The following is a 13,637-nucleotide window of genomic DNA, read 5'->3' on the forward strand; positions in this document are numbered from 1 at the left end:
TCCTTGACATTATTTATACAAATGAAAAAACACCTCGTTCTATGGTAAAGTGAGATTGACGAGAAATCACTACCATACAGAAGAGGTGTCCTCTATATGATAGAGCAGAAGGAACAAAATAATCAACTACCAAATGAATTAAAATCAGTATTCAATGAATTAGAAATCTTGAAACATCTTCGAAAATCAAACATTAAAAAGAATTTTGGCTTTACCTGTTCTTAATTATTCCAATTGGTGTTTTGTCTTATTTTCCAACAGAAGAATTGGTTTCGCCTTTTGGAATCTAAGAAAGCGGACAAGTTACCAGCAAAAGACGCAATCTATCGTTTCTTGAACCATTCGAAATTCGCTTGGAGACGTTTCCTATTGTCTTTTAGTTCTTCAACCATTGTCAAAGTAAGTAACCTAACGGATAAAATGCGTATCAAAGTATTTATTATTGATGACTCTATGTTTGACCGCAATCGCAGTAAGAAAGTCGAACTGCTTGCCCGATGTATGGATCACTCATCGCTGCGAAAACGATTCTATAAAGGTTTTCGTATGCTTACTTTAGGCTGGTCTGACGGCTATTCCTTTATGCCAATTGATTTTTCTTTATTAAGTTCCAAAAAGGCCCAAATCAACGGGATTTCTGAAGAAGTTGATAAACGTACATCTGGATATAAACGCCGTGTTGAATCATTACAAACAGCTCCTGAACAAATACCAGCCATGCTTAAGCGTGCCTTGAGTGCAGGAATAGAAGCCGAATATGTCTTGATGGATACTTGGTTTACTCAACAGCCTCTAATTCGGTCTATCGTGGAACAAGGACTTGATGTGATTGGCATGGTGAAGGCAACCAATCAACGGTATCTCATAGAAGACCGTTCTGTCTCATTAAAAGAACTCTTTCGTTTGTCTCGTTCATTCCAAGGAAAGAAAGGGATTCTTCGTTCCATTCACACAGTGATGGCGAATGGAGTTCCGGTTAAAGTTGTCTTTATTCAAAATCGAAACAAGAAAAGCGAATGGCTAGCTATTTTAAGCACAGATTGTACGCTAACCGAAGAAGAAATCGTACGTATTTATGGAATGCGTTGGGACATCGAAGTCTTTTTCAAAACGACAAAGTCACTTTTACGTCTACAGAAAGAGTTCCAAGGTCGTTCTTATGACTTGCTTATTAGCATACAACCATCGGTTTACCCGTTACATTGTCCTCTCTTGGCAGAATCGATGTAACACGGATGATCGTACCATTGGCGGTCTCTTTTATGAATTATGTGATGAAATTAGTGAACTCGATTGGGCTGTCGCTTTACAGCAGTTAATCGCGCTTCTTCAAGATACCCTAAAAAAGACAAACAGAATGACCAAAAAACTCATTGAAAGTCAACTACAACAGTGGATTGCAGGCCTTCCAAGCTACATCAAGGCTTATTTGCCAATTTCACTCTGCGAAAGTTGAGTTAATAATTTATATTCTTCTATTTGTAAAACTATCCGGATTCTGAATAAAACTAGATATTTATATAAAAATTGGTATAAATAGGGTAGGATAAAAATGAACGATGCAGCTGAATTTAGAAGGATATTAGGTTCTATTTAGAATGAAAGGAGATTAAAACATGGGAAAAAAGGATAGATTTTATGAGTGATATAATAAGTTATTACAGTCAATTTGATGAGTGGGGCAGACTTGAACGTGAACCGGTTGAATTCCAAGTAAATTGGCACTATATAAAAAAGTATATCCCGAAAACAGGATGTGTACTTGATAATGGTGCTGGGCCTGGAAAATATTCAATGGAACTTGCAAACGAAGGTTATAAGGTCACACTGACTGATTTAACGCCAAAGTTAGTTGAAATTGCTAAAGATAAAGCAAAAGAACTTGATTTAGAAGGACAATTTGATGGCTTTTATGCTGCTGATGCAAGAGAACTTAATATGCTTAAAGAGGAACAGTTCGACGCATCATTAATGCTTGGTCCTATGTATCATTTACAGGAAGAAAATGATCGCATTAAGGCTGTTAAAGAATTAAATAGAGTGACGAAAAAGAATGGGATTGTTTTCGTTGCTTTTATGCCAAGAATTAGACATATACTTGCATCACTCTTATCTCCAGAGAATTGGAAGCCAAACAACTACATGGATTCCATTATTCAATTTTATCAAACAGGTTGTTTTAATCACGCTGATAAGGGACGTTTTACAGGAGCGTACTATTTTAATATTGAAGACATCAATCCTTTTATGGAAGCACAGGGATTTGAAACTTTGGATTTAATAGGATCCAATGCAGGGGCTATTTTAAATAATGATAGTTGGAAGCACTGGCAAGACAAGGGTGAGCAAGAAGTAAAAAAAATAATAGATTTGATTAAGGAAAAAGCAACAGACCGTTATATTCTTGGGATTTCATCTCATTTACTTTATATCGGGAAGAAAAAGTAAACTAATAACATTGTTATAAACAAACAGACCTTTAAGCAGTTGGTTGATTAAAAATAAAGTTGTTTTACAAATTTCAAAATAGGGAGGAATTTTAAGTGAACTCTCATGCATTACAATTATATGATTATCACGTATGGGCAAACAGAAGAATTTTTGAGCATTTAAAAAAACTACCACAGGACATATACGACAAGGAGATTCAAAGTGTTTTTCCTTCCATATCAGAGGTGTTGGTGCATATGTACAATGCCGATACTATATGGCTGCGTGTTATGTCCGGTGACAGTTATGATGAAATCGTAAAATCAAGGAAACAACTGCAGGAGAAAACAAAAGGAAAAAGTATAGAAGAATTAGAGAAAATGTATTTTGATTTATCAGAGCAATATATAGTATTTTTTGATCGTCAAGGGAACTTAGATCAAACAACTTTCTACGAGCATCCTAAATTTGGCCGTCTGGAAACCAGTTTTTTTGAATTAGTACAGCATGTTGTCAATCACGGAACATATCATCGCGGAAATATAACAGCAATGCTAAGGCAGATAGGGCATTCTGGGATCATGACGGATTATGTTGTTTATTTGTATGACAAGAAGACAAAAAAATAGCTTTTTCCGAACTATTTAGAAATAGATGATGCTTTTTTTATTCCGTAATCGGACGTGATATTAAAAAGTTTCGTGAATTGATCTTGATGAACTTTTAAATCACGTCAATTTACGGTAAGCTAATAAATGAAAGCGGTTGTTTATGAAGGGAATGAATATAAATTGAGCACAAGGAGTCGTGGGAATTTAATAGGACCTCCTCGTTTTAAAATTGCTGTGCGTGCGCTTGTATGGCTATCACGGAGTGAAGGAAAGTTGTCCAGTGCATCGATTGCATGTCAGGTCAATTCGCACGCCACTTTTCTAAGACGAGTTTTAGTTTTATTAGTAAATGCAGGAATGGTTGAGGCAAAGGAAGGACGAGAGGGAGGCTATATCTTAAAAAGACCTTCATCTGAAATTACGCTTGCAGATGTTTATTTGGCTGTAAAAAGCGAATGTTTAGAAACGGAAGAAACACCAAACTGCGGTGAAGCAGGAAAACAACTAGACATGGCTTTAGAAAATATTATGAATGAAGCAGAGCAAAAAACGCTTGATTCTCTTCGTCAATATACCATATCAGATTTAACAGCGAATATGGATTTTTTCGCTGAAATAAAAAAAGTATAATTTTGTTAGCATTATCCTTGCTTTGAAGATAATGTTCTTTGTATAATGTGCTTATAAAAGTTGCAGTTAGTTTTTTGCTTGCTGCATTTCTTTTTAATTGTAACTGTGCTTTGTTTAGTTGCAGTAAATTTACTCTTACTAGCGTAAACTGAACACCAAGGGAAGCTTTTAAAGAAAACTGTGCTAAATATTGAATAGTTTTTTGATTCAAGAGTTTTGGAAAATAGTATGAATTTAAGGCCGTTTTCTCAAAGTTTGTTGTTTTTCACCTGAAAACATGGGAGAAGAAGTACTCAGCAGACTGAATACACGTAGACTCCTGTGGGAATGCGAGAAAGACGAGACTTAAGCAGAGCGTAGGCGACGAGGAGGCTCGACGCTCGCCCACGGAAAGCGAAGTGTATTCAGGCTGCGAATTTAAAAGCAACAATCTATACGAAAACAGTCTAATTTAAATTACTTATTTTAGGAGGAGAAACAATGTCAACAAAAGCAAAACAAGAAGCGTTATTTTCTACTGTCATTCGAGATCGCCATTCCGTGCGAAAATATGATTCCAATTGGAAAATGTCTAAGGATGAATTAAATGAAATTTTACAAGAAGCGACACTGGCTCCTTCTGCTGCCAATATGCAGCCGTGGCGTTTTCTCGTAATTGATGATCAAGCCAAAAAAGATATTCTTTTGCCGATTGCACATAATCAGGAGCAGGTCGTGCAAGCATCTGCTGTTATAGCGGTATTAGGGGATTTACAACTAATAGAGAAAGTGGAGCAAATTTACAGTGATGCTGTCGAGGCTGGCTATATGACAGAACAGGCAAAAAGTCAGATGATTAATAATATACATGGCTACTTCTCTGATCCCCACTCTGACATAGTAAAGCGTACCGTGCTAATTGATGGCGGATTAGTATCTATGCAAATCATGCTGTCGGCTAAAGCAAGAGGATACGATACAGTACCAATGGCAGGATACAGCGAGCCAGCATTTCGAAAAGCTTTCGGCATTTCCGACCGCTATGCAGCAGTCATGCTTATTGCAATTGGTAAAGCGGCTCATCCTGCCCATACAACAGTGCGATTGCCTTTAGAAGAAGTTACATTTTGGAATACGATGCCAGAGCAAGGTTAATTGCACCTTATATTCAAAGAAAAAGGGCAGGAGATATAAAAATAGAGGAAGTAAGTTTTTGATATTGGGATAACTGAGCATCATATGGGGAACTTTGCTCTGAGGTAAGCGGAAGCACTCAAATTACGGGTGCTTTTTCTTCATTTTTATCATAGTTGAGCGAGAAGACTCCTTCCTCAAGGAACGAAGAGAGTAGGTGGGAGATGAATCGCCTTCTTTTTTTTTGTTTAAAAGAAGATATAACTGGAACATTCGTTCTTATTTTGGTAAAATATTCTTATCAAAAGTAGGTGGTGAAACAAATGCCAACCATTACGATTAAACTGCCCTTGTTTCAACCAACAAATGTGAAAGAAAAGATGTATGAAACGATGCAACAAAACTTTTCGGAAGCTTGTAATATAGCTATTCAATACAAAAAAGAACATCCTGCAGTAACAAAGTCGGAATTAGATAAAAGATTAGCTCCTATTGAACTTCCTTCTACCCTCATTCAAGAAGCTAGAAAACTAGCACTTAGTCGATACGAGGACTGGAAACAGAATGAGAAAACGAAAGGCTTTCCTTCTTTTCGCGGAAGAATATCCATTCTATTTAATAACCAGAATTGGAGGTTAAAACAGGATAATGGTTATCTTAAGTTGGGAATTCCTACAATGGAGAAGGGAAATCTTACAATAGATAAATACGTTCCTTTAAAGACCAATGCGTATAATCATTTTTGGATTGGTTTTCTTTTGACGGGAGAAATGGACAAAAACTCTCCATTCTTTCAAGCATCCTATGACAGTATCTCCAAATTAAAAAAGGGAAACGGACAATTGTTCAATAAGAAAGGAAAATGGTATTTTTCTTTTGCGCTTTCGTTTGAATTAGAGAAAAAGTCTACAGGTACAAAATCTATTGGGGTTGATAGAGGACTAAAATATATTGCGGTAGCCGGAGATAGGGAAACAGGCAAGTATATTCATTTTAACGGAAAACAGATTGGTCATATTCGTAGGAAGTTTTTTAAACTTCGCAGAAAATTACAAAAAGCGAAAAATACGAAGGCGTTAAAACGATTAGAAAATAAAGAACAACGTATCATTCAATACTGGAATCATGTCATCTCAAAGAAAATGGTTCAGTTTGCTAAAGATTGTGGTGCTTCTATCATTAAAATCGAAGACCTCTCTTCTATTCGTTCTATGAAAAAATATTGGAAAAAAAGCGACAGAAATATTCATTCCTGGTCTTTCTTTGACTTAGAAACAAAACTTATATACAAAGCACAATTAGCCGAGCTGGAAGTGCAAAAAGTAGATCCGTACAAAACGAGTCAAGAATGCTCCAAATGTGGACATACACAAAAAAAGAACCGTCGAGGCTCTTTGTATACAGGTTCGTGTGGATATAAACAAAATGCAGATGTCAATGCAAGTTTTGTTATATCTACACGACCATCAAAAGATATAACTGCGGCTTTAATATCCTTCGCAAGGCTCCTGACTGAGCTGTACACCTAGCTGATGATTCCCTACCGTTCTTTGTTTTAGAAACAACGTGCGGACAGGGAGGAGGTAATGGTAACACTAAAGGCACTGACGGTTAGTACCGCAGTGAAATCCCTTTGGAATCCCCTTCCTCAAAAAACGTTAGGATTTTAGGTAGGGGAGGATGTCAAGAAGTTCAGGTAAATAGGAATCATTTAATATTCAATGACTAATTTAAGACAAACAATGGCAGCCCTAACCCAGCTATCCATACCATGGGAACTAAATTAATTATAATCGCTACACGCTTGCTCCGCTCTTGAAGAAACCAAGCGAAAATGGAACAAAAGACGACGGCGATTGGATATAGACCAATTCCTACAACAAAAGCAACGTTAAAGACATGGATACCGCTGTCAAAACTCATAAATGAGAATCCAAAAACAACAAGCCAAGGTATGGTACATAGCAAATAAAAGATTTGGCTGATTACTAAAAATGTTTTCATATAATTCCCCCTTGAAATGGTTAGGTATAGGTATCATATGCTGTAAATATAACTTTAGAGCGGGAAATGAAAAAAAGGAATATGTCCATAGAATAAAACAAAAGAGGGAAACAGGAAAGCCTTCCTAAACTGATAAATTTTCTAACAATATCAATATAGTAAGTTAAACTACTAAATAACCTTTAACTTACTATTATTTGAAAATTACTTAAACTTAACGTTTTACATAAAATCACAAAAAAATGTAACATTCAACAAAATTTCCTCTTTATTCTAAAAAAAATCACTGTTATAATTAACCTAACCTAATAGTTCTGTAAAAAGAACGATAACGTTCTTTGTTAGCGACAAACGAAAAGAGGTTTTGTAGTGATTGATATAAATTGTCATTTATTATCGAATATAAAGCAGCCAGTTAAAAATTTTACAGAAAGCATCTCTATGGCTAGAAAGGCTGCGGAACAAGGTATTCGATTTTTGATCGCCACACCAACTTTAACGATAAATGATTCAAAGGATAATATTATTAACCAGGTGAAGGAGCTCAATATTAAATTGAAAGAGGAAGGTTTAGATATCACCATCCTTGCTGGTGCTGAAACTACAATGAATGATTCCTTTGTACGCCAAGTGAAAGAAAAGAAATTTATTCCGCTTAATCTAGAAAGCCCGTATCTGCTTATTAATATGTCATCAGAAGAAATACCTCATAATATAACTGAAATCATTTTTGAGTTGCAAATTCTTGGTTATCAAATTATTTTAGCAAATCCTGAACTGAATCTTCACTTTAGGAAAAATCCAATGGAGTTATATCATTTAGTGAGACAGGGTGTTCTTACACAAATATCTGCAGCAAGCATCATTGGAAAAAATGGATGGAAAGTTCAGAAAGTAACTGAACAATTAATTAAAAGGCAAATGACTCATTTTATTGCTAGCAGCGCTCAAAATGATAATGGCTTGTGGCTAGAAAAGGCTTATAACTATATAAGAAAACATTACGGCAGTGACCAAGCATTGTTTTATATGGAAAATGCCCAAGCAGTCATTGAAAAGAATAATATATATACTGATCAGCCGATAAAACCCAATAGTCGAAAACTGTCTCGATATTTTAGGGGTTAAATGTTCTTTATAACGAAAAATCCCTGTTCATTTTATAAAAAATCTTATCTTATCATTCTTTTTTAAGAATTTTTTGTTTAATTATGACTCTTTGTCATAATCAGTGTTCAACATTCTTTTAATCTAGCAAGTCATTATATTAGAAATAAAGGATCTTTTTGATAATATGGAACAATTAAAAAAAAGACATATTGCATAGGAGGATTTATGGACAAGCAAAAGATAATAGATATTGAAGAATTGGACAGTGAATGGATAGATCTTATTCTATATGCTCTTGAAATGGGATTATCACCGGAAAAGGTAAGAGAGTTCCTAAATGACATGAAAAAAATATAATTCTCTTAGAATGAGAGATACTGTACTTTTTTAGTTTTTAAATGGTACAAAAACGTTTAAAAATATACAAAAATGGAACAATTAAAAAAAAGACATATTGCATAGGAGGATTTATGGACAAGCAAAAGATAATAGATATTGAAGAATTGGACAGTGAATGGATAGATCTTATTCTATATGCTCTTGAAATGGGATTATCACCGGAAAAGGTAAGAGAGTTCCTAAATGACATGAAAAAAAATATAATTCTCTTAGAATGAGAGATACTGTACTTTTTTAGTTTTTAAATGGTACAAAAACGTTTAAAAATATACAAAAAAGGAAGACGACTAAAGCCTTCCTCTAACTTATAAATTTATACAACCTAACTTGTTGCGTTGGCTTGTTTTGCTAGTAGACACTTTCCCGTTCCCTGTAAGATTTCTTTCTGAAATTTCCTAAAAACAACACATTCGTTACTGGAGATTGTTTACTCAACTTATAAAAAATCAGAGGAGCAGCAAGTCCAATCAAAGTAAACAGCAGCCAGTCGTAACTTGGCCACTCTAAAGCAATTAATCTATTAATAGGCATGTGCAAATACATAATTGGCATCGTCACTTTGCCGAGATGAGCGATGAGATTTACACCTGGTATTTTTTCTAACCAATAGCAGAACAAGAGCAGTGTTAAACTAAAGGTTATTGGAATCAATAAGTCTAAAACAATATTCGTATATCCATGGAATTTCATATCAAGTTTATAATCATAGATGTTAAAACGCTCGCCTAAAAGTAATAGAAAAGAAAGAGAAATGATACTAATGGACATATAACGATTTTGGAAAAAGTCTTTTGCAAATGTTTTTAAATACCAACCGAACGCCACATAAGCAAGTGCCAGCAGGGCTACATCTGCATTTAACGGAAAAGCAAAATCCTTTGATACCAAACTTGCTTCGATATGTGCCAGTATATAACATAATGCAACGATCGATATCCTAATAATATGTGATTTAAAAAGTAACAAGATCCCGGCAAATAAAATCTGCGTAACAAATAAGCAAGTAACAAACCAAAATACAGCGAAATAGTTAGTCAACACTTGTCCACCATAAAATAGGTTATAAAAATCTTTATAAGCATCTATTAAACGAAATTCATTCGTCATGATATTAACGAATTGATAAACAATAAAAAGGGATATTCCAAATGAAACATAAGGAATCAGCAATCTTTTCGTAAACTTTTTAAGCCAAGCCACAAAGTCCGTTGTGTTTGAAATTTCCTTGAATGTATAGCCGCTCAGAATAAAGAATAACGGCATATGAAACCAATAGAAGTAATGCTGCGCAATGTCGTTACTCGTATGGCCCATGATGACAAGTATGATCCCTATCCCTTTCGCCATATCAATCCAAGTTTCTCGTTTATTCATGAAAAATAACAACTCCTTTGGAAAGTTATTTAACAGTCTAACAAATAAATGCAATCATGCAAAAAAGGGAAAAGATGGATAAGGGAAGATGATACTACTGCATATGGAAAATTTTAGGTAGTTTCAAGCCGATATAACCATTCGAAAAAAGAAGCTTATACAACTTAGTAGACATAATGTCATAATGAAAAATAGGTGTTAATGAGGAATTTTGAGAAAAATGTTGGTAAAAACACAGTGGAAGGGCTGGGAACAGGTACCTAAATTTAAAAGGCTGTTTTCGTATAGATTGCTTTTAAACTCGCAGCCTGAATACACTTCGTCCGTTTAGTGAGCGCCGAGCCTTCTCGTCGCATACGCTCTGCTTAAGTCTCGTCTTTCTCCCATTTTTTTACGTGAAAAACAACAAACTTTGAGAAAACAGCCATTTAAAAAAACTCGATATTTAGCAATAAAAAAATAATTCGACAAAACATTCTCTTTATTCTAAAAATAATCCTTGCTATAATTAATTTCATCAAGTAGTTCTTTAAAAAGAACACATGTATTCTTTTTAACTGCGAATGAAGGGAAGGTTTGTAGTGATTGATATAAGTTGTCATTTATTATCGGATAATGAGAGAGATAGAAATTTTGCAGAAAGCATTTCTATAGCTAAAAAGGCTGCGGAACAAGGTATTCGATTTATGATTGCTACACCATCTTTAACGATCAATGAATCAAAGGAAGAAATTATTCTTCAGGTGGAGGAGCTGAATGCTAAATTAAAAGATGAAGAATTGGATATCACCATCCTTGCCGGTGCCGAAGCTACAATGAATGATTCGTTTGTACGCCAAGTGAAAGAAAAGAAATTTATTCCGCTAAATATAGAAAGTCCATATCTACTTATTACCATACCACCAGAAGAACTACCTCACTATTTAACTGACACCATCTATGATCTGCAAATGCTCGGTTATCAAATTATTTTGGCAAACCCTGAACTTAATCCTAACTTTATAAAAAATCCTATAGAATTATATCATTTAGTAAGAATGGGTGTTCTTACACAAATATCAGCAGCAAGCATTATTGGGAAAAATGGATGGAAAGTTCAAAAAGTAGCCGCACAATTCATTAAAGGGCAAATGACTCATTTTATTGCCAGTGGCGCTCAAAGTGACAAAGACTTATGGCTAGAAAAAGCATACACCTATATAAGAAAACACTACGGAAGCGACCAAGTATTTTATTATATGGATAATGCTCAGGCAGTTATTGAAAATCATAATATTCATACTCGGGAGCCAGTTAAACCCAAGAAACGAAATCTTACTACGTTATTTTAGAATGGGGTGTGATGAATAACGGGAAAACATTACTTTATTTGTTGCGAGCAAAAATCAAAAAAAAGAAGATGACTTTAACTTATCCTTCCCAAATGACCACTCTATTTAAAGAGTTAAGATCCCACCTCCACGCAAAGTGTAGGTGGGATTTTTTAGTTGGATGGGGTAGAGTCCCATAGCCATTAAGCTAACGAAAGTTATGTTCTATTCACCTTTCGTTAGCTTTTTTCTATCTCATTTCATACCATTTATTTATGAAAAGTCGATAACTAAAAAAGCTTTTTTTTGAAGGTTTCGATATCTACATAATTATGTAATACATTATCTTTATCAAAATTTTACAATAAAAGGGTATGGAAAAAACAAAACTTTAGTATGGTAATCTTTGATTCAAAAAATTATCTAGATATGTTGATTATGTATGATAAAGGAAGAATATTGAATGAATATCTGTATAGTAAATCATAATTTTAAATTAGGCGGAGTTCAAAGAGTGGCAATAGAGTTAGCGAATTCATTCCAAAAAGAAAATCATCATGTAACATTAATTGATTTTTCTGGTGAAAATAAGTTTTATTATGATTTAGCTGTTGGAATCAAGACACCTTGCGTAATAAGACGTAGAAAAATGACTAGGAAGATACTAAGGAAAGCCTTATATGTTAAATATAAGATAAATAGAACTCCTTTACATACAGTTAGGTTGTATAAAGAACAGGTAGAAGATATAATTAAATACCTAAAGAAAAGTAATCATGAAGTTCTAATACTTTGTCAAGGAATATTAACTGCATTAATACCAGTAATAAAGGAACAGATACCCGGGATAAAAATAGTAACTTGGCAGCATAATGATTATGATGTTTATACAAAGCAATATTATAAAGAAATTATTAATGACTATTTAAAAGGTATTGAGTTAGCAGATTTGGTTGTATGCTTAACAGCTGCAGATATTGATAAATTTAAGAAAATAAACTTTAAATCTTGTAATATATATAACCCTTTAACCATATCGAAACCTAGAATTAGTGAATTAAATCAAAAAAATATTGTATTTGTCGGTAGGTTGAGCATAGAACAAAAAGGTTTAGATTATTTAATCGAAATAGCTAAGGAACTAGAAGAAGAATGGACAATAACAGTTGCAGGTGATGGGGAAGATAAAGAAAAATTTATTCAGTTGATTAAGAAAAACAAGCTAGAAAATAAAATAATTTTAAAAGGACCTTTAAAAAGTGCAGAAATGCAGGAATTATATTATGGAGGTTCTATATTAATATCAACATCAAGATGGGAAGGATTTGGATTAGTCATTACAGAAGCAATGGCTTGCGGTTTACCAATTATTAGTTTTAAAAATTTAGGACCAACAGAAATTTTAAAAAATGGAGATTGTGGAATTTTAATTGATCAATATGATATAGAAAGCTTTGTTTCTAAATTAAAACGACTAATGGAGAATAAGAGGCATAGAGAATTATTGCAAAAAAAGAGCTTAGAACGAGTAAAAGATTTTAATATAAATGTTATTTCAAATAAATGGATTTCTAAGTTAAAGGCACTTTGATTTTTGAACCCCTAGGGATCTGACTAAAAGTGCCTGTCCTTAAATTATTGGGGAAAGGCACCTTCATTCTTATTCTGTCACTAAAAATGAATTAATATAATCGCTCCAAATTTTATATCCTTTTTCATTCACCATACCATCAGCATGTAAAAACTCTAATACTTGTTTATCATTACCAGCTGGCCAGTTCTCCAAATGGTTTAAATAATAAATACCGTGTCTTTCGGCATATTTTTGTAAGGCGTCTACTTGTAATGGATAGAGACTTGCGTTATAAATTTGGTTTGGAGGCTGCAATATAAATGTTGTATCTGACAGTTTCTTGTTAGTAGATTCTATAATTTTAGAAATATTTGCAAGCGATGTATCCATATCAATAACATTATTATCGTTTAAAGTAAACGGCTCAAAAATGACCATATCCGGTTTCTTCTTTATTAAATCGGTTACTTTATTGTCATTAACATACTCTGTAGAGGTTCCATCATATACAATGCTTTCTATTGTGACATAATTTTTATATACAGTAGATAATGTTCTTTTAATATTCGGCAATAATCCTAATTTATCATTACCAATTGCTTCCGAGCCTAATAACACAATATGATATGTTTGTTTATTTTCTAGTGTTGCTTCTAATTGCTCTTTAGCGTCTTCAGGCCAAGCAGAAGCAAAGCGTACATACTCTTCAGCACGGAAATCGTCTTGGAAATTGGCTTCAGTTTCAGTTTTGTTGTTTGTTTCGATTAAGTAGTTTAGTTGATTAGGAGAAGAGCTAGAATGTTTTTTTGTCCATTTCATATTACCAAAAAATAGAACAGCAGCTAGAATAATGACAAGAACAGAAATAATAATCGCTTTCATTACACCCTCCACATTATATTTGTAAAATATTTCAATCGATAGTTAATAACGTAGTATTTAAGTAGTAAATAGTATGCTTTATGAAAAAAATGCTGTTAAATCTGTTAAAAACTTGCTAAATTAGATTCAAAGAGAAAACTTATCTACTAAAAGTATGACAAGAAAAGACATTTTTAGCAAATCTCTTATGCTACAATATGT

General features: G+C 33.7%; 13 protein-coding genes and 1 pseudogene. 11 read left to right on the forward strand and 3 right to left on the reverse strand.

Going from position 1 to position 13,637, the window contains the following annotated elements; translation table 11 throughout:
- The first annotated feature begins 96 nt into the window (after positions 1-96).
- From ACTXGU_RS16435 to ACTXGU_RS16460, 6 genes and pseudogenes are all read left to right on the forward strand, one after another.
- Positions 97-1,456: pseudogene (locus tag ACTXGU_RS16435) on the forward strand (IS4 family transposase).
- A 152-nt stretch (positions 1,457-1,608) separates the two neighbouring features.
- The gene (locus ACTXGU_RS16440; RefSeq protein WP_443482665.1) at positions 1,609-2,448 is read left to right on the forward strand and encodes a class I SAM-dependent methyltransferase; all 840 of its coding nucleotides are present in this window, start codon (positions 1,609-1,611) and stop codon (positions 2,446-2,448) included.
- Positions 2,449-2,543: 95 nt separating this feature from the next.
- A complete protein-coding gene (locus tag ACTXGU_RS16445; protein WP_443482616.1) occupies positions 2,544-3,059 on the forward strand; it encodes a DinB family protein in 516 nt (171 codons plus the stop codon).
- Positions 3,060-3,185: 126 nt separating this feature from the next.
- Positions 3,186-3,671 carry an RrF2 family transcriptional regulator gene (locus ACTXGU_RS16450; protein ID WP_443482617.1) on the forward strand — a complete coding sequence of 162 codons (486 nt, stop codon included), beginning with the start codon at positions 3,186-3,188 and terminating at the stop codon, positions 3,669-3,671.
- Between the two features lie 480 nt (positions 3,672-4,151).
- Complete coding sequence (locus ACTXGU_RS16455; protein ID WP_443482618.1) at positions 4,152-4,805, forward strand: nitroreductase family protein; 654 nt, start codon at positions 4,152-4,154, stop codon at positions 4,803-4,805.
- Between the two features lie 302 nt (positions 4,806-5,107).
- The gene (locus tag ACTXGU_RS16460) at positions 5,108-6,313 is read left to right on the forward strand and encodes an RNA-guided endonuclease InsQ/TnpB family protein (RefSeq protein WP_443482619.1); all 1,206 of its coding nucleotides are present in this window, start codon (positions 5,108-5,110) and stop codon (positions 6,311-6,313) included.
- 196 nt (positions 6,314-6,509) lie between these two features.
- On the opposite strand, the gene ACTXGU_RS16465 is transcribed toward ACTXGU_RS16460, so the two are convergent.
- The gene (locus tag ACTXGU_RS16465) at positions 6,510-6,788 is read right to left on the reverse strand and encodes a hypothetical protein (RefSeq protein WP_443482620.1); all 279 of its coding nucleotides are present in this window, start codon (positions 6,786-6,788) and stop codon (positions 6,510-6,512) included.
- A gap of 369 nt (positions 6,789-7,157) precedes the next feature.
- Between ACTXGU_RS16465 and ACTXGU_RS16470 the strand changes: the two genes are divergently transcribed.
- From ACTXGU_RS16470 to ACTXGU_RS16480, 3 genes are all read left to right on the forward strand, one after another.
- Positions 7,158-7,916 carry a tyrosine-protein phosphatase gene (locus tag ACTXGU_RS16470; RefSeq protein WP_443482621.1) on the forward strand — a complete coding sequence of 253 codons (759 nt, stop codon included), beginning with the start codon at positions 7,158-7,160 and terminating at the stop codon, positions 7,914-7,916.
- Between the two features lie 207 nt (positions 7,917-8,123).
- Positions 8,124-8,255: an anti-repressor SinI family protein gene (locus tag ACTXGU_RS16475; protein WP_443482622.1), complete on the forward strand. Its 132-nt coding sequence runs from the start codon at positions 8,124-8,126 to the stop codon at positions 8,253-8,255.
- 113 nt (positions 8,256-8,368) lie between these two features.
- Positions 8,369-8,515: an anti-repressor SinI family protein gene (locus tag ACTXGU_RS16480; protein WP_443482623.1), complete on the forward strand. Its 147-nt coding sequence runs from the start codon at positions 8,369-8,371 to the stop codon at positions 8,513-8,515.
- A 130-nt stretch (positions 8,516-8,645) separates the two neighbouring features.
- Here the strand turns inward: ACTXGU_RS16480 and ACTXGU_RS16485 are convergent, their stop codons facing one another.
- Complete coding sequence (locus ACTXGU_RS16485) at positions 8,646-9,671, reverse strand: acyltransferase family protein (RefSeq protein ID WP_443482624.1); 1,026 nt, start codon at positions 9,669-9,671, stop codon at positions 8,646-8,648.
- 581 nt (positions 9,672-10,252) lie between these two features.
- On the opposite strand from ACTXGU_RS16485, the gene ACTXGU_RS16490 reads away from it, so the two are divergent.
- Both ACTXGU_RS16490 and ACTXGU_RS16495 read left to right on the forward strand, forming a co-directional pair.
- Positions 10,253-11,002, forward strand: a complete 750-nt coding sequence (locus ACTXGU_RS16490) for a tyrosine-protein phosphatase (RefSeq protein ID WP_443482625.1) — start codon at positions 10,253-10,255, stop codon at positions 11,000-11,002.
- A 442-nt stretch (positions 11,003-11,444) separates the two neighbouring features.
- Complete coding sequence (locus tag ACTXGU_RS16495; protein WP_443482626.1) at positions 11,445-12,572, forward strand: glycosyltransferase; 1,128 nt, start codon at positions 11,445-11,447, stop codon at positions 12,570-12,572.
- A gap of 69 nt (positions 12,573-12,641) precedes the next feature.
- On the opposite strand, the gene ACTXGU_RS16500 is transcribed toward ACTXGU_RS16495, so the two are convergent.
- On the reverse strand, positions 12,642-13,436 hold the full coding sequence (locus ACTXGU_RS16500) for an SGNH/GDSL hydrolase family protein (RefSeq protein WP_443482627.1): 795 nt from the start codon (positions 13,434-13,436) through the stop codon (positions 12,642-12,644).
- Positions 13,437-13,637 lie beyond the last annotated feature (201 nt).

Origin of the sequence: Niallia sp. 01092, from assembly GCF_052318935.1 — a bacterium.
Lineage (GTDB): Bacteria > Bacillota > Bacilli > Bacillales > Cytobacillaceae > Niallia.